At 32.3% G+C, this 25826-nt stretch carries 18 protein-coding genes, 7 tRNA genes, 2 rRNA genes, 1 pseudogene and 1 other annotated feature; of the genes and pseudogenes, 1 reads left to right on the top strand and 27 read right to left on the bottom strand.

Annotation, left to right across the window (positions count from 1 at the left end; genetic code table 11):
* Positions 1-8: 8 nt before the first annotated feature.
* The 3 genes from NGI68_RS06500 to murD form a co-directional block, all read right to left on the bottom strand.
* Positions 9-2909: ribosomal RNA gene (locus NGI68_RS06500) — 23S ribosomal RNA — on the bottom strand.
* A gap of 222 nt (positions 2910-3131) precedes the next feature.
* Positions 3132-4642: ribosomal RNA gene (locus NGI68_RS06495) — 16S ribosomal RNA — on the bottom strand.
* Together the 16S and 23S rRNA genes form the textbook arrangement of a ribosomal RNA operon.
* Positions 4643-5086: 444 nt before the next feature.
* Entirely contained in the window at positions 5087-6463 is a 1377-nt protein-coding gene (gene murD, locus NGI68_RS06490; protein WP_251860679.1) for a UDP-N-acetylmuramoyl-L-alanine--D-glutamate ligase, read from the bottom strand.
* A gap of 146 nt (positions 6464-6609) precedes the next feature.
* On the opposite strand from murD, the gene NGI68_RS06485 reads away from it, so the two are divergent.
* Complete coding sequence (locus NGI68_RS06485; RefSeq protein ID WP_251860678.1) at positions 6610-6891, top strand: hypothetical protein; 282 nt, start codon at positions 6610-6612, stop codon at positions 6889-6891.
* 512 nt (positions 6892-7403) lie between these two features.
* On the opposite strand, the gene NGI68_RS06480 is transcribed toward NGI68_RS06485, so the two are convergent.
* The 24 genes and pseudogenes from NGI68_RS06480 to hbs form a co-directional block, all read right to left on the bottom strand.
* The gene (locus NGI68_RS06480; RefSeq protein WP_251860677.1) at positions 7404-8795 is read right to left on the bottom strand and encodes a glycine--tRNA ligase; all 1392 of its coding nucleotides are present in this window, start codon (positions 8793-8795) and stop codon (positions 7404-7406) included.
* 56 nt (positions 8796-8851) lie between these two features.
* Positions 8852-9011 (bottom strand) — a binding site (T-box leader).
* A gap of 67 nt (positions 9012-9078) precedes the next feature.
* Positions 9079-10539 carry a lysine--tRNA ligase gene (lysS, locus tag NGI68_RS06475; protein ID WP_502799374.1) on the bottom strand — a complete coding sequence of 487 codons (1461 nt, stop codon included), beginning with the start codon at positions 10537-10539 and terminating at the stop codon, positions 9079-9081.
* Between the two features lie 72 nt (positions 10540-10611).
* The gene (gene greA, locus NGI68_RS06470) at positions 10612-11094 is read right to left on the bottom strand and encodes a transcription elongation factor GreA (RefSeq protein ID WP_251860675.1); all 483 of its coding nucleotides are present in this window, start codon (positions 11092-11094) and stop codon (positions 10612-10614) included.
* A 130-nt stretch (positions 11095-11224) separates the two neighbouring features.
* Positions 11225-12052 (bottom strand): hypothetical protein, encoded by an 828-nt coding sequence (locus tag NGI68_RS06465; RefSeq protein ID WP_353505358.1) that lies wholly within the window; start codon positions 12050-12052, stop codon positions 11225-11227.
* Between the two features lie 49 nt (positions 12053-12101).
* Entirely contained in the window at positions 12102-13073 is a 972-nt protein-coding gene (dusB, locus tag NGI68_RS06460; protein WP_251860673.1) for a tRNA dihydrouridine synthase DusB, read from the bottom strand.
* 9 nt (positions 13074-13082) lie between these two features.
* Entirely contained in the window at positions 13083-13859 is a 777-nt protein-coding gene (locus NGI68_RS06455; protein ID WP_251860672.1) for a type III pantothenate kinase, read from the bottom strand.
* Positions 13860-14017: 158 nt separating this feature from the next.
* Positions 14018-15691, bottom strand: a complete 1674-nt coding sequence (locus tag NGI68_RS06450) for a formate--tetrahydrofolate ligase (protein WP_251860671.1) — start codon at positions 15689-15691, stop codon at positions 14018-14020.
* A gap of 197 nt (positions 15692-15888) precedes the next feature.
* A complete protein-coding gene (gene ftsH / locus NGI68_RS06445) occupies positions 15889-17694 on the bottom strand; it encodes an ATP-dependent zinc metalloprotease FtsH (RefSeq protein WP_251860670.1) in 1806 nt (601 codons plus the stop codon).
* Positions 17695-17775: 81 nt separating this feature from the next.
* A complete protein-coding gene (hpt, locus tag NGI68_RS06440; protein ID WP_251860669.1) occupies positions 17776-18321 on the bottom strand; it encodes a hypoxanthine phosphoribosyltransferase in 546 nt (181 codons plus the stop codon).
* A 4-nt stretch (positions 18322-18325) separates the two neighbouring features.
* Positions 18326-19705: a tRNA lysidine(34) synthetase TilS gene (gene tilS / locus NGI68_RS06435; protein ID WP_251860668.1), complete on the bottom strand. Its 1380-nt coding sequence runs from the start codon at positions 19703-19705 to the stop codon at positions 18326-18328.
* A 151-nt stretch (positions 19706-19856) separates the two neighbouring features.
* Positions 19857-22244, bottom strand: a complete 2388-nt coding sequence (spoIIE, locus tag NGI68_RS06430; RefSeq protein ID WP_251860667.1) for a stage II sporulation protein E — start codon at positions 22242-22244, stop codon at positions 19857-19859.
* A gap of 326 nt (positions 22245-22570) precedes the next feature.
* Positions 22571-22647: transfer RNA gene (locus NGI68_RS06425), tRNA-Met, on the bottom strand.
* 10 nt (positions 22648-22657) lie between these two features.
* A tRNA-Met gene (locus tag NGI68_RS06420) sits at positions 22658-22733 on the bottom strand.
* Positions 22734-22904: 171 nt separating this feature from the next.
* Positions 22905-22980, bottom strand: a tRNA-Met gene (locus NGI68_RS06415).
* Between the two features lie 4 nt (positions 22981-22984).
* A tRNA-Leu gene (locus NGI68_RS06410) sits at positions 22985-23073 on the bottom strand.
* Between the two features lie 30 nt (positions 23074-23103).
* Positions 23104-23180: transfer RNA gene (locus NGI68_RS06405), tRNA-Met, on the bottom strand.
* Between the two features lie 4 nt (positions 23181-23184).
* Positions 23185-23260, bottom strand: a tRNA-Met gene (locus tag NGI68_RS06400).
* A 4-nt stretch (positions 23261-23264) separates the two neighbouring features.
* Positions 23265-23353 (bottom strand) — tRNA-Leu (locus tag NGI68_RS06395).
* Between the two features lie 145 nt (positions 23354-23498).
* Positions 23499-23906 carry a S1 domain-containing RNA-binding protein gene (locus tag NGI68_RS06390; RefSeq protein WP_251860666.1) on the bottom strand — a complete coding sequence of 136 codons (408 nt, stop codon included), beginning with the start codon at positions 23904-23906 and terminating at the stop codon, positions 23499-23501.
* Positions 23907-23966: 60 nt separating this feature from the next.
* Positions 23967-24236 carry an FtsB family cell division protein gene (locus NGI68_RS06385; RefSeq protein ID WP_251860665.1) on the bottom strand — a complete coding sequence of 90 codons (270 nt, stop codon included), beginning with the start codon at positions 24234-24236 and terminating at the stop codon, positions 23967-23969.
* 94 nt (positions 24237-24330) lie between these two features.
* A complete protein-coding gene (yabQ, locus tag NGI68_RS06380; protein WP_251860664.1) occupies positions 24331-24729 on the bottom strand; it encodes a spore cortex biosynthesis protein YabQ in 399 nt (132 codons plus the stop codon).
* Positions 24730-24743: 14 nt separating this feature from the next.
* Complete coding sequence (gene yabP / locus NGI68_RS06375; RefSeq protein ID WP_251860663.1) at positions 24744-25034, bottom strand: sporulation protein YabP; 291 nt, start codon at positions 25032-25034, stop codon at positions 24744-24746.
* A 107-nt stretch (positions 25035-25141) separates the two neighbouring features.
* Positions 25142-25381 (bottom strand): RNA-binding S4 domain-containing protein, encoded by a 240-nt coding sequence (locus NGI68_RS06370; RefSeq protein ID WP_251860662.1) that lies wholly within the window; start codon positions 25379-25381, stop codon positions 25142-25144.
* A gap of 78 nt (positions 25382-25459) precedes the next feature.
* Positions 25460-25744, bottom strand: a pseudogene (hbs, locus tag NGI68_RS06365) (non-specific DNA-binding protein Hbs); the annotation flags it as partial.
* Between the last annotated feature and the right edge of the window lie 82 nt (positions 25745-25826).

Genomic DNA, 25826 nt, shown 5'->3' with positions numbered 1-25826 from the left:
TTTTATTTTTGGTCAAGCCCTCGACTTATTAGTATCAGTCAACTTAACATGTTGCCATGCTTACATCTCTGACCTATCAACCTGGTGTTCTTCCAGGAGTCTTACTAGCTTACGCTATGGGAAATCTAATCTTGAGGTTGGCTTCACGCTTAGATGCTTTCAGCGTTTATCCAGTCCCAACATAGCTACCCAGCTGTGCCACTGGCGTGACAACTGGTGCACCAGAGGTTGGTCCATCCCGGTCCTCTCGTACTAAGGACAGCTCCTCTCAAATTTCCTACGCCCGCGACGGATAGGGACCGAACTGTCTCACGACGTTCTGAACCCAGCTCGCGTGCCGCTTTAATGGGCGAACAGCCCAACCCTTGGGACCTACTTCAGCCCCAGGATGCGACGAGCCGACATCGAGGTGCCAAACCTCCCCGTCGATGTGGACTCTTGGGGGAGATCAGCCTGTTATCCCCGAGGTAGCTTTTATCCGTTGAGCGATGGCCCTCCCACGAGGTACCACCGGATCACTAAGCCCGACTTTCGTCCCTGCTCCACCTGTATGTGTCGCAGTCAAGCTCCCTTCTGCCTTTGCACTCTTCGCGCGATTTCCGACCGCGCTGAGGGAACTTTTGGGCGCCTCCGTTACTTTTTAGGAGGCGACCGCCCCAGTCAAACTGCCCACCTAACAATGTCCCGTGACCAGATTCATGGCCGCCGGTTAGAACCCCAGTACTGTCAGGGTGGTATCCCAAGGTTGACTCCACTCAGGCTGACGCCCAAGTTTCCAAGTCTCCCACCTATCCTGTACAGACAATACCGAGATTCAATGCTAAGCTACAGTAAAGCTCTACGGGGTCTTTCCGTCCAATCGCGGGTAGCAAGCATCTTCACTTGCACTACAATTTCGCCGGATTTGCTGTTGAGACAGTGCCCAAATCATTACGCCATTCGTGCGGGTCGGAACTTACCCGACAAGGAATTTCGCTACCTTAGGACCGTTATAGTTACGGCCGCCGTTTACTGGGGCTTAAGTTCACACCTTCGCTTACGCTAAGTGTTCCCCTTAACCTTCCAGCACCGGGCAGGCGTCAGCCCCTATACATCAGCTTTCGCTTTAGCAGAGACCTGTGTTTTTGCTAAACAGTTGCTTGGGCCTATTCTCTGCGGCCTACTTTCGTAGGCACCCCTTCTCCCGAAGTTACGGGGTCAATTTGCCGAGTTCCTTAACAGCAATTCTTCCGATGGCCTTAGGATTCTCTCCTCACCTACCTGTGTCGGTTTGCGGTACGGGCACCTATTCACTCGATAGAGGCTTTTCTTGGCAGTGTGGAATCAGATACTTCGCCATAATGGCTCCCCATTACACCTCAGCTTAGCTTGACGGATTTGCCTATCAAGCATGCCTAAGTGCTTAGACGCACATCCAATAGTGCGCACATCTTATCCTTCTGCGTCACCCCATTTCTCAAACGTAAATAGGCGGTATCGGAATATCAACCGATTGTCCATCACCTACGCCTTTCGGCCTCGGCTTAGGTCCCGACTAACCCTGAGCGGACGAACCTTCCTCAGGAAACCTTAGGTTTTCGGCCAATAAGATTCTCACTTATTTCTCGCTACTTATGCCAGCATTCTCACTTCTGTACAGTCCACCGCTCCTTACGGTACGACTTCAACCCATACAGAAAGCTCCCCTACCATATATACGTAGTATACATCCATAGCTTCGGTGGTAAGTTTGAGCCCCGGACATTTTCGGCGCAGGATCTCTTGACTAGTGAGCTATTACGCACTCTTTAAATGAGTGGCTGCTTCTAAGCCAACATCCTAGTTGTCTTAGAAATCCCACATCCTTTTCCACTTAACTTACACTTTGGGACCTTAGCTGATGGTCTGGGCTGTTTCCCTTTTGACTACGGATCTTATCATTCGCAGTCTGACTGCCGTGATACAAGTACATGGCATTCGGAGTTTGATAGGGTTCGGTAACTACTATAGCCCCTAGCCCATTCAGTGCTCTACCTCCATTACTTAATTACACGACGCTAGCCCTAAAGCTATTTCGGGGAGAACCAGCTATCTCCGAGTTCGATTGGAATTTCTCCGCTATCCACAGCTCATCCCATGGTTTTTCAACACCAACGTGGTTCGGTCCTCCACGAGATTTTACTCTCGCTTCAACCTGGCCATGGATAGGTCACCCGGTTTCGGGTCTACACCATGCAACTTTTCGCCCTTTTCAGACTCGGTTTCCCTTCGGCTCCATACCTTAAGTACTTAACCTTGCTACATAATGTAACTCGCTGGCTCGTTCTACAAAAAGCACATCGTCACACTTTAACGTGCTCCGATCGGTTGTAGGCACACGGTTTCAGGTTCTATTTCACTCCCCTTCCGGGGTTCTTTTCACCTTTCCCTCACGGTACTGCTTCACTATCGGTCACTAGGTAGTATTTAGCCTTGGGAGGTGGTCCTCCCTGCTTCCCACAAGGTTTCACGTGTCTCGTGGTACTCTGGATTAGATCTTAAAGTCTTCTCTTTTCATCTACAGGACTATTACCTTCTGTGGTAGGGCGTTCCAGCCCTTTTCGATTAAGATACCTCTTCTTTTATGATCTATCCGCAACCCCAGAAACAAGTTTCTGGTTTGGGCTCTTTCCCGTTCGCTCGCCGCTACTTAGGAAATCGATTTTTCTTTCTCTTCCTCCGGGTACTTAGATGTTTCAGTTCCCCGGGTTTACCCTTATACACCTATGTATTCAGTGCATAATACATGGGGTTACCCATGTGAGTTTCCTCATTCGGAAATCCTTGGATCTCAGCCTATTTGCGGCTACCCAAGGCTTATCGCAGCTTATCGCGTCCTTCTTCGGCTCCTAGTGCCAAGGCATTCACCATGCGCCCTTTGTAGCTTGACCTTAAAATTGTATTCTTACAAAGGATTTTTATACCTTTAGCTTTACTTTATTCACTGTGCAATTTTCAAAGAACATAGCTAGACATCCAAAACCTACGATTTTGTGATGATCAGCTACTTCTCAATTCTATTGAGAAGTTTCAATTTTGAGAGAATGGTCTCTCAAAATTAAACAGAGAATTCAGCCTTTTAGAAAGAATTTTCTTCTTTCTATTCTCCTTAGAAAGGAGGTGATCCAGCCGCAGGTTCTCCTACGGCTACCTTGTTACGACTTCACCCCAATCACTAATCCCACCTTCGGCCGCTGGTTCCTTACGGTTACCTCACGGACTTCGGGTGTTACCAGCTCTCATGGTGTGACGGGCGGTGTGTACAAGGCCCGGGAACGTATTCACCGCGACATTCTGATTCGCGATTACTAGCAACTCCAGCTTCATGTAGGCGAGTTGCAGCCTACAATCCGAACTGAGATAGGTTTTTGAGTTTGGCTCCACCTCACGGTCTTGCGTCTCTCTGTACCTACCATTGTAGCACGTGTGTAGCCCTGGACATAAGGGGCATGATGATTTGACGTCATCCCCACCTTCCTCCTGGTTACCCAGGCAGTCTCATTAGAGTGCTCAACTTAATGGTAGCAACTAATAACAAGGGTTGCGCTCGTTGCAGGACTTAACCTAACATCTCACGACACGAGCTGACGACAACCATGCACCACCTGTCTCCTTGCCCCGAAGGGCTTCACCTATCTCTAGGCTATGCAAGGGATGTCAAGTCCAGGTAAGGTTCTTCGCGTTGCTTCGAATTAAACCACATGCTCCGCTGCTTGTGCGGGCCCCCGTCAATTCCTTTGAGTTTTAATCTTGCGACCGTACTCCCCAGGCGGGATACTTATTGTGTTAACTGCGGCACAGGGGGAGTTGATACCCCCTACACCTAGTATCCATCGTTTACGGCGTGGACTACCAGGGTATCTAATCCTGTTTGCTACCCACGCTTTCGTGCCTCAGCGTCAGTTACAGTCCAGAAAGCCGCCTTCGCCACTGGTGTTCTTCCTAATCTCTACGCATTTCACCGCTACACTAGGAATTCCGCTTTCCTCTCCTGCACTCTAGATATCCAGTTTGGAATGCAGCCCCCAGGTTAAGCCCGGGGATTTCACATCCCACTTAAACATCCGCCTACGCACCCTTTACGCCCAGTAAATCCGGACAACGCTCGCCACCTACGTATTACCGCGGCTGCTGGCACGTAGTTAGCCGTGGCTTCCTCCTCTAGTACCGTCATTATCGTCCTAGAAAACAGGGCTTTACAATCCGAAGACCTTCATCACCCACGCGGCGTTGCTGCGTCAGGGTTTCCCCCATTGCGCAATATTCCCCACTGCTGCCTCCCGTAGGAGTCTGGACCGTGTCTCAGTTCCAATGTGGCCGATCACCCTCTCAGGTCGGCTACGCATCGTCGCCTTGGTAAGCCATTACCTTACCAACTAGCTAATGCGCCGCGGGTCCATCTCAAAGCAATAAATCTTTGATAAGAAAATCATGCGATTCTCCTATGTTATGCGGTATTAATCTTCCTTTCGGAAGGCTATCCCCCACTTTGAGGCAGGTTACCCACGTGTTACTCACCCGTCCGCCGCTAATCCACTCCCCGAAGGGAGCTTCATCGCTCGACTTGCATGTGTTAAGCACGCCGCCAGCGTTCGTCCTGAGCCAGGATCAAACTCTCAATTTTAAAGTTTAATCTCTTCTCAAATTCATTGACAAGGTTTATTACCTTATCTTACTGGCTGTTACAAGAATGTTTCTTGTTTATTCTCTGTTTAATTTTCAAAGACCACATCGCCTCAGCGACTTTTATATCTTAACAAATCTGTTGTTCTTTGTCAAGAACTTTTTTCAAATTTGTTTTGGAAGCTTCTTTCACTTTCCTGTCCTTGTCTTAAGGACGAGATTTATTGTATCATATTTTTTTCCTATCTCTCCTTATTGAAATGTAATTTATATAGATTATATTTATTATTCTACATTTTTTTATTATTTTTGGCTCTTTTCGCGTATTGATACACCTGGATATGTTAATACCTAATATACCTTTTATATGAAGGAATAACCACAAATAAAAGCCACCTATTAATCTTAAAGTCTAAGAGTTATTAGGTGGTCTTTATTTATAAAATTATAAACTATTTACTATATTTTTAAATTTATTTCCTCTTATTTCAAAGTTAAGATACATATCAAAACTAGCACAGGCCGGTGATAATGTTATTATATCTCCTTCTTCTGATATATTATCTGCTACTTTTACTGCTTCTTCCATACTATTTACTGTAATTATATCTAGCTTACACTTTTTATCTAAAATTACTTTTTCAAAAGCTGCTTTTACTTTATCTTTAGTGTCTCCCATTAATATTAAAGTTTTAATTTTATTGTATCCACCTTCTGCTAAAGGCTCAAAAGGTATCTTTTTATCATATCCACCAGCTATTAATATTACAGGTTTGTCAAAAGAATTCAATCCTGCTAAAGTTCTACTAGGACTTGATGCTATTGAATCATTGTAATATTTAACTCCATTAAATTCTCTTATAAATTCACATCTATGCTCTACCCCTAAGAAATTTGTGGCTACATATTTCATACTATTTATTGAAACATATTTATTTACCATGCAAAAAGCAGCTAATAAATTAGCTATATTGTGCTTACCTTTAAGTTTTACGTCCTTAGCATTACAAACTTCTTTGCCTAGAATAGTGAGTTTATTGTCTGTTAAGCAAGCTCCATTATCTAATTTTTCTACAAGACTAAATTTCATAATAGCCCCTAAAGCTTCTTTTTCCATATCATTAGTCAACTTATCATCTTTATTTAATACTAACAAGTGATTATTATCTTGATATTTAAATATGCTCTTTTTAGCATCTATATACTCTTGAAAATCTTTATGCACATCTAAATGATTAGGACTTAAGTTAGTTATTAAAGAAATTTCTGGTGATACATCCATTGTCATAAGTTGAAAACTTGATAACTCTAATACCACCATATGCTCTGCCTTCATTTCTTCAATATTAGAAAATAAAGGTGTTCCTATATTTCCTCCTACCCAAGTTTTATAGCCTTCTTTCTTTAGCATTTCATAAGCTAATGTTGTAGTAGTTGTCTTGCCATCGCTTCCTGTTACACCAAAAACTTTAGCTGGACAATACTTAATGAATTCTTCCATTTCTGATGTAATATAAGTTCCTGCTTCTTTTGCCCTAATAAATTCTGGTCTATCTATTCTCATAGATGGAGTTTTAAAAATCACATCATATCCATCTAATTTGTTCAAATAATCTTCACCTAATACTAAACTAACACCTATATTTTCTAATTCATTAGCTATACTTCCTAGCTTTTCTTTATTTTTTTTATCAAAAGCTGTTACTTTTGCTCCTAGCTTAACTAAAAATTTTATTAAAGGTCTATTACTTACCCCTATACCTACTACTGCTACTTTTTTATATTTGATGAAATCTTTAAACTCTGAAAAATTGTGTTTCATTTATAAACCTCCAAACAAAGTATTAATCCATCTAATATTATATCACTTTAAATTATTTATAAAATACTTTAATTACTTTTATATTGGAATTATTGTAAATAGAAAACATATTATATCTAATGAGAACAATTTTATTGGGAGGTATTATGCCTCTATTAATATCGGTATTAACAATGCCTTTAGTGTATATTTCAATATCAGAGGTAGAGGATAAAGAAAAATTTTATAAATTGAAGTTTTTCTTTCTATGGTTTTTATGTCATATATACATAACCATAAATAATTTCTTTATAGTTCCCATTGGAATACTAATTTCTTTCTATATAGTTATTACAACTAAAAAAAATCTAAAATCTAAGCTTATATCTTTTCTTATAGGAATATTTAGTTTCTTATTAAGTATGCTATCTTATCAGATAAGATACTAATAAGTATACCCTTACTATTCGACAATAAATTTTTTCATATAAATTTTTTAATATTTTTTATCATAATATGTTGAAAAACATCATTACACCTGATATAATATTGTACGTGCCGTAAGAATCTAATATAATTCCCCAAGTTTTATTTAAACATATAACATATCCCCATGATTAAACCCTATTTCATTCTATCAGGTGATTCGGATTCACCTGATTTTTTTCTTTTTGTTGTAGTATTTTACATATATATTTTTTATTAAATAGCTTATTCCAAAACTTTTATTTTATTTTTTATAAGTGAAGCAATTATAGCCATATCATAAAGATAGGGCCTTTTCCTAAATTTCTATGCTTACTACTATGATAGCTATTTTGCATATTTTCAATATATAACTTAAAAATTGACAAAACATAAAAGGTACAAACTAAACAATGGATAGTTCATACCTTTCTATTTTAAAACTACATTTATACATTATTTTTAATTACAAAATTTTTTTTAAGATACTTTTATTTTAAAATTCTAATTTATCTTCTAGGAACTTTTCTAAATCACTTATACTAACTCTTATTTGATCCATAGTATCTCTATCTCTTATAGTAACTGTATTATCCTCTAAAGTATCAAAGTCTACTGTTATACAATAAGGTGTTCCTATCTCATCTTCTCTTCTGTATCTTTTTCCTATGCTGCCTGCTTCATCATAATCTATATTAAACTTTTTACTTAACATGCTATAAACTTCTTGTGATTTATCTGAAAGCTTTTTACTAAGTGGTAATACTGCAGCTTTAAATGGAGCTAAAGCAGGATGTAAATGTAATACATTTCTTACGTCTCCTCCTTCTAATTCTTCCTCATCATAAGCATCTACTAAAAATGCTAAAACAACCCTATCTGCTCCTAAAGAAGGTTCTATACAATATGGTACATATCTTTCCTTAGTTGTTGGATCTAAATAATTTAAATCTTCTCCTGAATGTTCCATATGTTTTTTTAAATCAAAGTCTGTTCTATCAGCAACACCCCATAGTTCACCCCAGCCAAATGGAAATAAAAATTCTATATCTGATGTAGCATTACTATAATGTGATAGTTCTTCTTGACTGTGATCTCTAAATCTTATATTTTCTTTGTTTATGCCTAAATTTATTAAGAAGTTCCAGCAGCTATCTTTCCAATAATTAAACCATTCTAAATCTGTTCCTGGTTTACAGAAAAATTCTAACTCCATTTGTTCAAATTCTCTAGTTCTAAAAGTAAAGTTTCCTGGCGTTATTTCATTTCTAAAAGATTTTCCTATTTGTGCAATACCAAATGGTACTTTTTTTCTAGATGTTCTTTGAACATTTTTAAAATTAACGAATATGCCTTGAGCTGTTTCTGGTCTCAAATATATTTCTGACTTAGCATCTTCTGTTACTCCTTGGAATGTCTTGAACATTAAATTGAATTTTCTTATATCTGTAAAGTTTTTAGCTTTACATTTTGGACATTCTATACCATTATCATCTATATATTGCTTTAATTTTTCGTTTGACCAACCATCTGCACTAGCTTTTTCAACACCTTGTTCTGTTAAATGTTCCTCTACTAATTTATCTGCTCTAAATCTTGCTTTACATTCTTTACAATCCATTAGCGGATCTGAAAATCCACCTACATGTCCAGAAGCTACCCAAACTTGATTATTCATTAGAATTGCTGCATCTATCCCAACATTATATGGACTTTCTTGAACAAATTTTTTCCACCAAGCTTTCTTTACATTATTTTTTAATTCTACTCCTAATGGACCATAGTCCCATGAATTTGCCAGTCCTCCATATATATCAGATCCAGGAAATACAAATCCTCTATTTTTACTTAACGCAACTATTTTATCCATTGTTTTTTCAAAAGCCATAAAAAATACCTCCTCAATATTCTATAAAATTTTTAATATAAAAAAGGCTATAGCAGCAAAGGGACGACTTAATCGCGGTTCCACCCTTTTTGGCTATAGCCCTACTTTCTAGTTAAATACTCAAAAGCTCCCTTCATAATAAACATTGACTGTTTTCACCTGCCACAGACTCTCTTTGTAATATTTATTATTACTCTTCTTTATCATCGTATATTATTTACTTTTAATTTATTTTTACTGTTATTTATAATAATTTACTATTCATTTATATATATTTATAAACTTATTGATTATTAGGTTGTGGTTTCATTGTTGGGAATAGTATAACATCTCTTATAGAATGTGTATTTGTTAAGAACATTATTAATCTATCAATACCTATTCCTAGTCCTCCTGTTGGTGGCATACCTACTTCTAATGAAGTTATAAAATCATCATCCATCATATAAGCTTCATCATCACCTAATTCTCTTTCCTTTAATTGTTGCATGAATCTTTCTTTTTGAACTATAGAATCATTTAATTCAGAATATGCATTACATACTTCTCTTCCAAATACAAATCCTTCAAATCTTTCAGTAAATGCTTCATTTCCTCTTTTCTTCTTTGTAAGAGGTGAATTTTCTACTGGATAATCACAAATAAAAGTAGGCTGCATTAACTTATCTTCGCAGAATTCTTCAAATAATCCTATAAGTACATCACCTTTTGTACAATCCTTTAATTCTTTTTTAAACTCTACATGTTTTTCTTTTGCAATTATTCTTGCTTGTTCATCATCTTTTATACTGTTAAAATCTACTCCTGCATATTCCTTTACAGCATCTACCATAGTTAATCTTCTCCATGGTGGTGTAAAATCTATTTCTGCCTCTTCATATTGAACTTTAGTTGTACCTAAAACTTTTTCACATATATATGCTATCATATTTTCTGTTATTTCCATCATATCATTATAATCTGCATAAGCTTCATATAATTCTATACATGTAAACTCTGGATTGTGTCTTATATCCATTCCTTCATTTCTAAAGTTTCTACCAATTTCATATACTTTCTCAAAACCACCTACTATTAATCTTTTTAAATATAATTCAGTAGCTATTCTAAGATACATGTCTATATCTAAAGCATTATGGTGAGTAACAAATGGTTTTGCTGCAGCTCCACCTGCTATTGGTGATAATATTGGTGTTTCTACTTCTAAAAATCCTCTATTATCTAAGTATTCTCTCATAGCCTTTATTATGGCTGTTCTCTTCATAAAAGTATCTCTAACATCTTGATTTATTATTAAATCCACATATCTTTGTCTATATCTTAAATCTGGATCTTTTAATCCGTGCCATTTTTCTGGTAGTGGTCTTAATGATTTACAAACCAATTGAAAATCTGTTATGTGTATTGATGTTTCTCCTGTTTTTGTTTTAAAAACTGTTCCTGTTACTGTTATTATATCTCCTATATCAAATGTCTTGTATTCTTTAAGTTTTTCTTCTCCCACATCATTTATCTTTATGTATAATTGAATTTTTCCATATCTATCATGTATATCGGAGAATCCAGCTTTACCATGCACTCTTTTAGACATAAGTCTTCCTGCTACAGTGACACTTTTTCCTTCTAATTCTTCAAAGTTTTCTTTTACTTGTTTTGAAGTATGAGTTCTTTCAACTTTATAAACATCAAATGGATCTTTTCCATCAGCTTGAAGTTGTTTTAGTTTTTGAAATCTTTCCTTCATCAATTCATTTGCTTGTTCTTCAAAACTGTTAATCACATTATCTTCTTTTGACACTATAAATTCCCTCCAATACTATGCTCTATTAACCTCTAATATTTCATATTTACTAACACCATCTGGAACTGCTACTTGTACTATATCTCCAACTCTTTTTCCTATTAATCCATTTCCCACTGGTGATTCATTAGATATCTTATTATTCATAGGGTCAGCTTCAGCAGAGCCTACAATTATATATTCAACTTCTTCATCAAATTCATAATCTTTAACTTTTACTATAGAGCCTACACTTACTATATCTTTAGGCACTTCATTTTCATCAATTATACTAGCATTTTTTAGCATATTTTCTAATTGTATTATTCTTCCTTCTACAAAAGCTTGTTCATTTTTAGCTTCATCATATTCTGAATTTTCGCTTAAATCTCCAAATGAAAGAGCTACTTTTATTTTTTCTGTTATTTCTTTTCTTTTTACCGTTTTTAAATATTCTAATTCTTCTTCTAGCTTTTTTACCCCTTCATAAGTCATAACATATTTTTTTGCTTCGCTCATGCTATTCTCCCCTTTATTTTGTTACTATTTATATATTATGATATATTCTTAACATTATAACATAAAAGAAACATTTAAGTAATTATAAAACAGGTAATTTATCCTGTCAATATCTCGGTATTCCTTAATTTTATCTAATTATTTTTACTAGGTCTTCATTGAACCTTATTTTATCCAATACAATACCATTATACTTTATTGCCTCTTCTACATTGTTTTTATCCATTTGACAAAGTATTGCACCTAATAGCTCTGGATTAAACTCTAAATCAGTTTCCCATGGAACTTTATAGGTTACATTATTTATATTACAAATACCTTTATTTCTGTAAATTTTGCTATTATTAATATACCATACTGGTATATTTTTTGTAATATCTATATCTTTAGTTGTAACTATAAAATCAGCCTTATTAAAAGAAGTTTTTATATTACTAGTTATAATAGGCGTTATTCCATAATTAGCTATTATATAATCATTTAGTCTAGCTAGCTTAGTTAAGTCTTCGGAAACTAGTATTATATATTTTGCTTCTTTAGAGATACAACTTATAATATTAAAAATATTTTCCTCTTTTGCATCAAATATTGATATACAACTATTTCTTATAGACTTTCCTCTTAATCTTAATATGGCTTTTATACTTTCACATACAGATAAAGCAAATAATTCTTTTTGAAAGGTATTTAATACATAATAATCTAAAAATCTAAAAGTACTAGGTGCTAATATAAAGTCCTTATGTCTTGAATATTTTATACTTCTCTTTATATTGTTATAATAAGCCTGTTCATTAAAATTTGGAGATATGTTTACTTTGGATATTAATAAATTTAATTCCTCTATAAAACAACGTCTACTAAAATGTGTTAAACACATATCTTTTATTTTAAATATAATATTATTTTCATTATAGTACTTTTTCATATTACAGTTTATAGCTATTATAGGTATCATTGTCTCACCATAAAAATTAATTACAATATATTACTATGTAAATATTTATTTAAAATTCCCTTAATATTTCCCTATATTTAATTAATTGCTCTAAGACTTTATTAGGATCCTTTTCCATATTAACTTTATCTTTTATATCAGTGCAGTTTCTAAGACCCTTAATATATACTGCAATATGTTTTCTCATCTCTCTTACAGCCTTATGATGCTCAAAATATTTTAATGCTCTTTTATAATGATCAATGCATATGTCTATTCTTTCTTCATCCGTAGGATAATATACATGCTTTCCTTTAATTTTTTCATTTATTTGTTTGAATATCCATGGGTTGCCTTGAGCACCTCTACCCACCATTATTGCATCACAACCTGTTATCTCAATGATTTTCATACCATCTTCTGGTGAAAATACATCTCCATTTCCTATTACAGGTATATTTACAGCTTTCTTTACTTGTGATATTATCTTCCAATCAGCTGTTCCTTCATACATTTGTTCTCTTGTTCTTCCATGAATAGTTATAGCATCTACTCCTGATTGTTCCATTATCTTTGCAAACTCTACTGCATTAATATTATTTTTATCAAAACCTTTTCTAAACTTAACTGTTATGGGTTTTTTAGATACTTTTTTCATTGCTTTTATTATTTCTGATGCTAACTTTGCATCTTTCATAAGAGCAGAACCATCACCATTTTTAACTATCTTAGGTGCTGGGCAACCCATATTTACGTCTAATATACAAATATCATTATTGTCATTAAAAACCTCTACTGCATTGGCCATTATATCTGGCTCATGACCAAATAGTTGAAGGGCCACTGGTTTTTCCCTATCAGATATTAAACATAATTCTTTTGTATTGTTACTTCCATAATATAGTGCTTTAGCACTTACCATCTCGGTATAAACCAACCCACATCCTAATTCTTTGGCTATTTCTCTAAAAGCTATATCTGTAAAGCCTGCCATAGGTGCTAAAAATACATTATTATGAAATATAATCTCTCCTATGTTCATATAATCACCTTATTTATTTTTTTCATATATTATTCTTAATCCTTCTAATGTTAAAATAGCATTTATTTCATCAATACTTTTTGACTCCTCATTGATTAATTTAGCAAGTCCTCCTGTAGCAACTACAAAAGGCTCATCCTCTCCTAAATTCATCATTTCTTTTTTCATCTTTGAAACTATATAATCAACTTGCCCAGCATAACCATAAATTATTCCTGCTTGCATACTAGCTACAGTATTTTTACATATAACGCCTGGAGTTTTTACTAGCTCTACCCTTGGCAATTTAGCTGCTCTATCAAACAAAGCATCAGAAGAAATCTTTATACCTGGACATATAGTTCCTCCTAGATAATTCGCTTCCTTTGTTAGAGCACAAAATGTAGTTGCTGTCCCAAAGTCAATAATTATTAATGGCTTTTTATAAATTTCATGGGCTGCTACTGCATTAACAATTCTATCTGCTCCTACTTCTTTTGGATTGTCATATTTTATATTGATTCCTGTTTTTACACCAGGCCCTACTATTATAGGTTTTATTTTGAAATATTTAGCTATCATATGTTCTAAAGAATACATTATATTTGGTACCACAGAAGATATAATTACCCCTTCTATATCCTCAAGACTTAACTTATTATGTATAAATAATTCTATAGCTTGTATTCCATATTCATCTGCTGTTCTTTTATTATCTGTAGCTAATCTCCAGTTTGCTATTAACTTTTTATTTTTATATATTCCTAAAACTATATTAGTATTTCCTACATCTAAAACTAAAATCATTTAAAGCACCACCTTAATAATAAGCAAAATAGGGTCTTAAATACAATGAAAGAGCAGCTTTTCTGCTGCCCTTCATACCTAATTTAATGTCAATTTAACAATTTTATTTTATCAGTTCCAATTATTTTGTCAAGTTAATACTGCATGTTATATTAATGTTAGAATAATCCAACTATATTACCATGTGATAATACATCCATATTATTAGCTGCTGGCCTCTTAGGCAAGCCTGGCATGGTCATAACATTTCCTGTTAACACCACTATAAATCCAGCCCCATTGGATACTCTAACTTCTTTAACATTTATTCTAAATCCAGATGGCCTCCCTAATAATTTAGCATCATCAGATAGTGAGTATTGAGTTTTTGCCATACATATTGGCTTTTTATCTAGTCCCAATTTCTCTATTTCTAATATTTGTTTTTCTGCGTCCTTAGAGTAATTCACCCCTGCTGCTCCATAAATTTCTTTGGCAATTGTATTTATTTTTTCTTTTATACTACTATTTTCTTCATATATAGGATTAAATTTAGATTTTTCATTTTCTATAGTATTTAATACTTTATCAGCTAATTCTAATCCACCATCTCCACCTTTTTCCCATACTTCTGCTATAGAAACTTCTGCACCCAATTTTTCACAATATTTTTTTACTAATTCTATTTCTTCTTCTGTGTCTGATACAAATTTATTTATAGCAACTACTGCAGGTACACCAAATTTATTAACATTTTCTATGTGTTTTCCTAAATTTTCTATTCCTTTAGATAAAGCATCTACATTTGGTTCTTTTAAATTTTCTTTAGTAACCCCACCATTATATTTTAATGCCCTTACTGTTGCTACTATAACTACACAACTTGGATTTAAGTTAGCTTTTCTACATTTAATATCAAAGAATTTTTCTGCTCCTAAATCTGCTCCAAATCCTGCTTCTGTCATTACATAATCTCCTAATTTTAATGCCATTTTAGTTGCTAATATACTATTACAACCATGAGCTATATTAGCAAATGGTCCTCCATGTATAATAGCTGGAGTATTTTCTAAAGTTTGAACTAAATTTGGTTTTATAGCATCTTTCATTAATAATGCCATAGCTCCTTGAACCTCTAAATCTTTACAATATATGGGATTGCCTTCTGTGCTATATGCAACTAGTATTTCTCCCATTTTATTCTTAAGATCTATAAGATCCTCTGCCAAACACAATATAGCCATAATCTCTGAAGCTACAGTTATCATAAATCCATCTTCTCTTGGAAATCCATTTACTTTTCCACCTAAACCTACAACTACATTTCTTAAAGCTCTATCGTTCATATCCATAACTCTCTTAAATAAAATTCTTCTTTGATCAATTTTTAAAATATTACCTTGATGAATATGATTATCTATAGTTGCTGCTAATAAATTATTTGCTGAAGTTATGGCATGCATATCTCCAGTAAAATGTAGGTTTATATCTTCCATTGGCACAACCTGAGAATATCCACCTCCAGCGGCGCCTCCTTTTATACCAAATACAGGACCTAATGAAGGTTCTCTTAATGCTATAACTGCTTTTTTATTTTTCTTCCATAAAGCCTGCCCTAAACCAACTGTAACTGTAGATTTTCCTTCTCCTGCAGGTGTGGGATTTATAGCTGTAACTAAAATTAACTTACCATCTTTCTTATCCTTATTACTTTGTAGAACATCTAATGAGATTTTACATTTATATTTACCATATATATCTATATCATCTTCTTTTAATCCTATCTTTTGAGCTATTTTCTTTATGTTTTCCATTTTAGATTCTTGTGCTATATCTATATCTGATTTAAACATTTATACATTCCCCCTTGATTATGTTACGTATACTATTAATTTTTTTGGTTGAATAAATATTTGTGCGTTCTTTATAAGATTTTGAATCTAACTACATCACCCATTTCATATAAATTATTTTTATTATTAATTATATCATCTTATATTTATTTTAATACGTAAAAAAGAGCAGATGATAAAACATCTACTCTTTTATTCTAACTATTTTTAAATATTTCTTCAAATTCATCTGCCTCTAATTTTTCTTTTTGTAACAATTCTTGAGCTACAGCATGTAATTTAGATATATTTTCACTTAAAAGTTTTTCTGCTTGATTATAACCAGTATCTATTAATTTTTTAATTTCTTGGTCTATTTTATGTGCTACATCTTCACTGAAGTTTCTTCCTTTTCCAAGGTCTCTTCCTAAGAAAACTTCATCATGTCCTGATCCAAAAGCTATTGGCCCTAAAGTACTGCTCATACCATAATCCATAACCATTTTTCTAGCTATTGTTGTGGCTCTATCTATATCATTTTTAGCTCCTGTACTAATATCTCCTATGATTAATTTTTCTGCTACTCTTCCGCCTAATAAACCTACAATTTCATCTTCTAATTTGGATTTAGACATATAAGAACTATCTTTTTCTGGCAAATGCATAGTGTACCCACCTGCCATGCCTCTTGGGACTATACTTATTTGGTGGACTGGATCTGCATGTGGAAGAAGTTTCATAACAACAGCATGACCTGCTTCATGATAAGCAGTTAATTTTCTATCTTCTTCATCAATTACTCTGCTCTTCTTTTCTGGCCCAGCTATTACTCTTGTAACTGCCTCTTCCAAATCTTCCATATCTATTAAAGTTTTTTTCTTTCTTACTGCTAAAAGTGCAGATTCATTCATTAGATTTTCTAAATCTGCTCCTGTAAATCCTGGTGTTCTTTTAGCAAGAACATCTAATTTTATCTCATCTGCCAAATGCTTATTTTTTGAGTGAACTTGTAATATAGCTTCTCTTCCTTTTACATCTGGTGCTCCAACAACTATTTGTCTATCGAATCTTCCTGGTCTTAATAACGCTGGGTCTAATATATCTGGTCTATTTGTGGCAGCGATCATTATTATTCCTTCGTTTTCACCGAATCCATCCATTTCAACTAGTAATTGATTTAATGTCTGTTCTCTTTCATCATGCCCTCCACCTAAACCTGCGCCTCTTTGTCTTCCTACTGCGTCGATTTCATCTATAAAAATTATACAAGGTGAGTTTTTCTTAGCTTGCTCAAATAAATCTCTAACTCTAGATGCACCAACACCTACAAACATTTCAACAAAATCAGAACCGGATATACTAAAAAAGGGTACTCCTGCTTCTCCCGCAATAGCTTTAGCTAAAAGAGTTTTACCTGTTCCTGGAGGTCCTACTAATAACACTCCTTTAGGTATCCTAGCTCCCATATCTATATATCTTTTAGGGGATTTAAGAAAGTCTACTATTTCTGCTAGCTCTTCTTTTTCTTCTTCAGCTCCTGCAACATCATCAAAAGTTACTTTTTTCTTATCCGGTGTGGCCATCTTGGCTTTACTTTTTCCAAAATTCATAACATTTCTGTTTCCGCCGCCACCTTGTGCTTGCTGCATAAACATAAACCAAAATCCTAAAAGCATTAAAACTATTAGTATCATAGGTAAATATTGTACCCATATAGGTACTGATGTTGGTTTAACATAAACTTCTTTTACTTCTCCATTTTTAGGATGCTCATTTATAAACTGAAACAATCTTTCTGAAGGAACTACTGTTTCATATTGTGTACCATCTTTTAATGTTCCTATTACTGTCATTTTGTCATCTTTAACTTGGAAACTTTTAACATCGTTTTGTATCCAACTTTTTTGGAATTCACTAAAATTAATAGCTGTAGAATTAGTTCCACTTCTAGCAAGCATTAAAGCTGAAAATATAACTAGTATAAGAACAACAACCCAGGCCGTTGCGCTTGAAAATTTTTTCATATTTGGCCACCCTCACTTTCTAGTTTTATACTGTAAAATTGTATCATAACAAAAATTTGTTTACAATAAATTGAATATTAATTATTTATAAATTTCCTCTTTTAGTATTCCAACGTAAGGTAGGTTTCTATACTTTTCTGCAAAATCTAAACCATATCCTACAAGAAAATAGTCTGGGACATCATATCCTAAATAATGAACATCAATTTCTACCTTTCTTCTTTCTTGTTTATTAAGTAAGCAAGCTATATTGATACTAGCAGGCTTTCTAGCACGTAAATTTTCTAATAAATATTTTAATGTTATACCAGAATCTATTATATCTTCTACTATAAGAACATCTTTTCCTTCTATTTCAAAGTCTAAATCTTTTAATATTCTAACTACTCCTGAGGATGTAGTAGAATTGCCATAACTAGATACTGCCATAAAATCCATAGTACACGGTATAGTTATTCTTTTTAGTAAATCTGCCATAAAAGGAACTGATCCTTTTAATATACCCACTAACATTAGATCCTTATTACAGTAATCTTCACTAATTTGTTTTCCTAACTCACTTATTTTGCTTTGTATTTGTTCTTCAGATATAAGTACTTTTTGTATATCGTTACTTATCAAATCCATGTATTTACCCTCTTTCAACAATTATTTCTAATATATTTTTTGTATTTTCATCTACTTTAAAATTATTGCTTATTCTACAACCTATAATCCACGCTATTTCTTTTCCGAAACATATAAGTTTTGCTCTATCTCTTTCTTCTCTTGGTATTTTTATGTCTATAAAGAAATCCTTTAGTTTCTTACTCCCTTTCATTCCTAAGGGAGTAAATTTATCTCCATTTTTTCTATTTCTTAAATAAATTTCATCAGTACTTATTTTATCATAGTCAAAGCACTGTACATATTTATTATTATTGCCATTATAATCTTTTACAGAACATATCTTTAAATTAATATTTAAATCTTCTACTTTATTATCACCTATTATGAGCCTATACTGAATATTATTTGTTTGATTTTTATATTCCTTTTCTTTATATAAATGTACATCTCCATAAATATTTTCAGCTTTTATATTGTTAGGTAAATTTACAAATTTACCTGTTGTATTTGAACTCAATTGTAAAATATCATATATATGTTTCATTTCAATATTATATAAGTTACTATTTATATAAAAAACAGCCTCTCTTAATATTCTGGTAGAAATACTTTCATGCTCTAAAAATATTCTCTTATCTATTATTATCTTCTGTTCTTTTTTAGTGCAATATATTTTAAATTTATCTTTTGCTATATCTTCTAAATAGCTATTATCTTTACAAACTATATTAGAAAACCTGCATAAAGTACTTACTATATCTTCATTGAAATTATCTTTTATATAAGGTATCAATTCTAATCTTATTTTATTTCTTGTATATATACTTTGTAAGTTTGTTTTATCTATCCTAGGATTAAGCTTGTTTTTTTTACAGTAATCCTCTATATCTCTTCTTAATACATTTATTAATGGTCTTATATATATACCATCTCTTATGGGATTTATCCCTACCAACCCTTGTAGTCCTGTACCTCTCATTAATCTCATAAGTACAGTTTCTGCTTGATCATTTGCATTATGAGCTGTGGCTATTTTTTGAGCACCCAATTCTTTTTTTAGATAATTAAAAAAATCATATCTTGCTTCTCTTCCTGCACTTTCGCTAGATATTCCTTTTTCTTTAGCTATTTTATTCATATCTATTGTCTTAGAAAAAAATCTTATATTATTTGTATAGCAAAAATTCTCTACATATTTTTCATCAGCATCTGATTCTATTCCTCTAACGCCATGATTTATATGAGCTACATATATATCTTTTATTTTTAATTCATCTTTTAACAAACATAGTATATGTAAAAGACATATAGAATCTGGTCCCCCAGATACTCCTACTATTATTTTGTCATTAACTTCAATCATATTATATTTCTTTATAGTATTTAGAATAATATCTTTCATAAAAAAACACACCTTATACCTTTATATTAAAACATTATACCATAAAAATACTTTAATCATTATACTTTTAATATGGTTTTACGCAAAAAAAAAGAGAATATTTAAACAAATTAAGTATTTACTACTTAACTTCATATTCTCTTTCTATATTTTAATATAAACTATAAACTTTTTGCACTATTGCAGTCATATCATCTTTTACCTTGCCTTTGCTTAATTTTTTAGCATTTTCTATTAATGCTTCAGATATCTCTTTAGGATTATTTAATTGTGTGTTTTTTAAAAATTCTACTACCCATTCTACTTTACCTGCAGAACTACTTTCATAATCTAAAACTCCATCACTTACCATGACTATTATATCTCCATTTTTTAAATCCTTTGTGTCAATATCAATATCTACTTTATCTAAAACTCCTATTGGTAATGTTTTAGATTTAATAGTGTATACTTCTGTCCCTCGTTTTATGAAACTAGCCACAGCCCCTACTTTCATGAAATCTATCTTTCCCTCATATAAATCTATATTTGACAAATCTACAGTGGAAAATTTTTCATCTTGGGAAAATTTTATACTCATTATAGAGTTTATTGTATTTATAGCTATAAGTTTACTAAATCCTGATTGTGCAAACCTTTCAATAAGCTCAACTACTGCACTACTTTCTTGAACTGCTTGAGGACCTGATCCCATACCATCACTTATTATAGTCATGTAACTACCGCTTTTTAACTTTCCGAAAGAATAGCTATCTCCATTACATTGTTCTCCATCTTTAGCTAACTTATTAACATATGATGCGACATGGTATTTAGGCGTTTCCTCAAATATTATATTACAGTTATTTTCTTTTTCATCTAAATTACAGCTTTCATTGGCTACACACATTAATTTTCCTGTAACTCTATTTATTAAAGGCAATATTTCTTTTACACATTTTTGTTTTCCTGTACAAGCATCTACTTTTAGATTTATTATAAGTCTTCCATTTTCATTGTTGTAACAAAACACATCTTTATATCTTATATTATTCTTATTTAACATTCTTCTAACGTCTTTTTCTGTTAAATTACTAAATTTAATACTTTGTCCAAATTCTTTAGTGATTTCTTCAACAGAATAGGCCATTGTATTTATCTGATTTGCTAATACTTCTCTACATTCACTAAGTCTCTTTTTCCACATTTCATTTATTATATAATTATTTACTATGTCTTCTGTATTGTTTATAAGCTGGGTTCTTTTTACACACTTTCTTTCAATTTCATAAGGAAGTTCTTTTCTGTTTTCTTGATAATTTTGTATTAATTCTCCTAATGCATTATAAGTATAGTATCTTTCCCTTTTCCAACATATATGATTCATATTGCAATTACTGCAAACTCTATCTGCTAAGTTTTCTATTAAAGCACCACTTTTATTTTTCATAGCTAATTTTTCATTGTCCACTAATTTTTCTAATACATTTCCCATATTATATAACACATCAGAAAAATTACCCAATTTCTCAGTAAGTATACCCTTGATCTTGTCCATATAATTTTCTTGCAAATTTTCTTGTTTCTTTTGATAGTCTAGTTCATATTCCATTTTCATATATAATTTATTAGGTATTATATAAAACACAGATAAAGCTATTAACACTTCTATTATCTTAAAATCATAGTTAATATTAGAATAAAATTTTAATATCAAAAAACTGAATAAATAGGATATACCTGTCATTATTTTTCCTGTTTCTTTAAAAACTCCAGCTATAAGACCACACAATCCATATATGGAAATATAAATAAGCATATTATTTGAACCTAGCCCAACTATAGTTCCCATAGCTACTCCAATAGCTGATGCACTAGTACTTCCCTTTATATATCCTATAATCAAAATCATAGTAATAGATATTAAATTGGTTATATTTATTCCTGCTATATTAACTCCCCATGTTCCTGATACTACAAGAGATAATGTAATAGCCATACTTATTATTTCTTCATTGGAATACAAATGACTGGTATTTATATTTTTAAAACATAGGATTGAATAATTAATAATATAATGTATTGGGAAAATACAACCTATTTCAAAAGTAGCCCCCAGCATAGCCATAGTCACTGAAATTTTAGTAATAAAAAATTTATATAAGAATATCTCCAAATATATAATCATATATATAATCATAGTGTTTTTTTTATCTTCTACATTTTTGAATACATAGGATAGCATTGTTATTGTTATTATCTCTAATATATTTACAGATATATACCCTATATTATTAATTAGAGATATGTATCCTATGGCAGATCCTACGGTTGCTACAAATAAATATTTATTATATTCCTTATGTCTAGATATAGATAATAAGAAAGCTACTCCAAAAGGAGCCATGTTATTAATAAAAATTACTCTACTTACTAAAAATGAACTCATAAAAAAAATAAACATATTTAAAAGCGAACTAAAATTAATAGATCTTTTATCTTTTTGTTTTTCTATCTTTTTTAGTCTTTGGTATGGTAAAAGTTCTGCACCATATTGCATGTAATTAATCACCTCCATTAAGTTACTTCTCAATTATATCAAGGCTATCTGGAAATAATTGTCACAAACTGAAACTCTAACTATTTTTTTTTAGGACATTTCTTTCTAATATTTTTTATAATTATTTTTTTTAGACATTTATAGGAGAAATAATACAGTAAACAAAATAATTTAATATGTTATGAAAAATATATATAGAAAAACTTCATATTTTTATGCTTATAGTATTAATATGCACTTATTAATAGGTTTAGTGTATTTTTTATAGGAAATATAATATATTATAAAAAAAGAGAGATTCTATCTAAAGAATCTCTCTTTTTATGTGGTAGCGGAAATAGGACTTGAACCTACGACACTTCGGGTATGAACCGAATGCTCTAGCCAGCTGAGCTATTCCGCCAAAAAACAATTGGTTGCGGGGGCAGGACTTGAACCTACGACCTTCGGGTTATGAGCCCGACGAGCTGCCAACTGCTCCACCCCGCGACATTGATGCTGAAATCCAGGACTCAATAAATGTAAAATCTTTAATCCTACATCTACGCTGGTTTCATCACTACATTATATATTATATTTTAATAAAATATACCTTAGTACTATACTACTTAAGATACAAACCTAGAACATATCAACCAACTTATCTCCTCAAAAAATAATTGGTTGCGGGGACAGGACTTGAACCTACGACCTTCGGGTTATGAGCCCGACGAGCTACCAACTGCTCCACCCCGCGATATTGGTGCTGAAGACCGGAATCGAACCGGTACGGGCTTTTAGGCCCGCAGGATTTTAAGTCCTGTGCGTCTGCCAGTTCCGCCACTCCAGCACATTATGTGTTATATGATTTTAAAGAAAATGGTAGCGGAAATAGGACTTGAACCTACGACACTTCGGGTATGAACCGAATGCTCTAGCCAGCTGAGCTATCCCGCCATAATGGTTGCGGAGACAGGACTTGAACCTGTGACCTTCGGGTTATGAGCCCGACGAGCTACCAACTGCTCCACCCCGCGACATTGGTGCTGAAGACCGGAATCGAACCGGTACGGGCTTTTAGGCCCGCAGGATTTTAAGTCCTGTGCGTCTGCCAGTTCCGCCACTCCAGCACATTATGTGTTTTGCCCTCATTCCTGAGAACATAAATAATTATATCTCACAAACTATACTATGTCAACACTTTATTTTATCTTTTTATATATTTTGATAAAAAATAAATAAAAAGGCCCTTAGGGCCTTTTATTCTAACAACTTCTAATAGCTTTTTTTACTTCCTCTACCTCTTGAATCTTGATGTTTTTTCAAATCTTGGAATCTCTCTTCGCTGTCTTTTAAGAATTTAGATAATCTATCTTCAAAGTTTACTTCATTCTTTTTAGACTTTTCTCTTGACCAATCAATATCTGCTGGTTTGCAAGATTTTTTTTGTTGTTGCATAGCTTGCTTAATAGATAAGCTTATTTTTCCTTTATCATCTATGGAAATGACTTTAACTTTTACTTTATCTTGTTCCTTCAGATATTCTCTAATGTCTTTCACATAACTATCTGATACTTCAGATATGTGTACTAAACCTGTTTTCCCTTCAATTTCAACAAAAGCACCAAAATTTGTAATGTTAACTACTGTACCTTCAAGTATACTACCTGCATTCAAAGTCATATTAATAAGACTCCTCCTTAATAAATAATGTATATATAATTTAAATTTGAAACTATTTTATTATTTTGTGTCGTTTATTACAGGAGTCTCTCCTTTCTTTATGAGCCTCAATCTTTCTCTAGCTAATTTTTCTATGTAATCTTTTGATTTAGATAACTTGACTTCATCCTGTAATCTCTGATTTTTTTCTTTTACTTCTTTTAATTCTATTTTTTTGTCATTTATTTGGTCTCTAATTTTATGCATAGTTGTTTGCTGATTTACAAAAATGATTAAAATGTAAACTATAGATAAGAAAAATATTAACTTTTTTACATTAAATTTTTTCATAGCATAACTTCCCTTTATAAAATATAAACCTCATAGTTATATTTTATTATATTTAAAATTTTCTTCAAGTTATTTTTGCAAATTATATTAAAATTTAATGTATTTTATTAGATTTTATTTTATATATCAATAATTTTAATGGATAAACTATTATATTAAATGTTATCCTGAAAAATTTATTTATATTTACAACTACTAAAGTAAATATAGGATTTAAATATTTACTTATAAAAAAAATATATATGTATAATCCTATAGCAATCCATAGGTATACATATAGCCCTATAAATGCACAATTATTATATAACAAAAATATGAATATTACTATAGCAGCTAAACACCAAAATAATATATCTTCAACAATCTTTATAATAGGGCTTAAGTTTTTATCCATTCTTATACTTTTATACATATCAAAAAAAACACCTGTTATTAATCCAGATAAAAAACTAAAAATTAATAATCCAAATTGTTTACTTATAGATATAACCATACTATACAAATCTCCTACTTAAATAGTTTTGAAAATATACTACTCCTATTAGCCTTAGATTCATTATTAAGATAAACACAGGAGTTTATACTACCTATTATTATTACATCTCCATTTTGTACATCTAATTTATTCATTTTTAAATTTGATCCTTTTATATCTAAATCCCCTAAAGTTGTTTTTAAAGTAATTTCTTCTTCGTTAAAACTTATAACTTCATTAACTCCACTTAATACTAATTTTTTTCTACTCTCTAAATTTAAATTACTTATTCTATCATCATTTTTAATTTCTTTCTTTTCCATATATATCCCCCTCTACTTATAAATAATATATGCTCATTCATTATTGTATATTACTACAAAATAAAAGGTTCTAAAAATTCCATTTTTAGAACCCTTTATTTAAAAAATTATATAATTTTATACATATTTTCAGCATCTTCTTTTTTTACATGCTCCAAAACAGATATTATCTCATAGGTCATAGTTTTATTAGCATATTGTATTTCTAAGATATCTCCTTCCTTAATTTCAGTACCAGGTTTGGCTATCTTAGAATTAACAAGAACTCTTTCATTTTCACAAGCTTCTTTAGCCACAGTTCTTCTTTTTATTATTCTTGAAACTTTAAGGAATTTATCTAAGCGCAAATCTTTTCCCCCTTAATTTTATATAAATAAACAAAAAACCCAGATTAAAACCTAGGTTTTTTATAATTATTATTTATTTTATTTTTTGTTTACTTTTTCTTTTAGTTCTTTTCCTGCTTTAAATACAGGTGCTATTGATGCAGGTATAGTTATTTCTTCTTTAGTTCTTGGGTTTCTACCTACTCTTTCAGCTCTTTCTCTAGTTTCAAAAGTACCAAAGCCAACTAATTGAACTTTTTCTCCACTCTCTAATGCGTCCTCAACACTTTCTATAAATGCTTTTAACGCTGTTTCTACGTCCTTTTTAGTTAATTTTGATTTTTCTGCCATGCTTGTGATTAATTCTGATTTATTCACTTTTGTTACCTCCTTAAAATTAAGTAAGTAGCTTCCTACTTAAAGTTTATACATTTCTCGCATACTAGCATATTCTTCACTTATTATA

This window comes from Clostridium sp. Marseille-Q2269, assembly GCF_943736985.1.
In the GTDB taxonomy this organism is placed as follows: domain Bacteria; phylum Bacillota; class Clostridia; order Clostridiales; family Clostridiaceae; genus Clostridium_F.
Note: the sequence above shows the minus strand (reverse complement) of the source record. Positions and strands in the feature narration are given on the sequence as shown.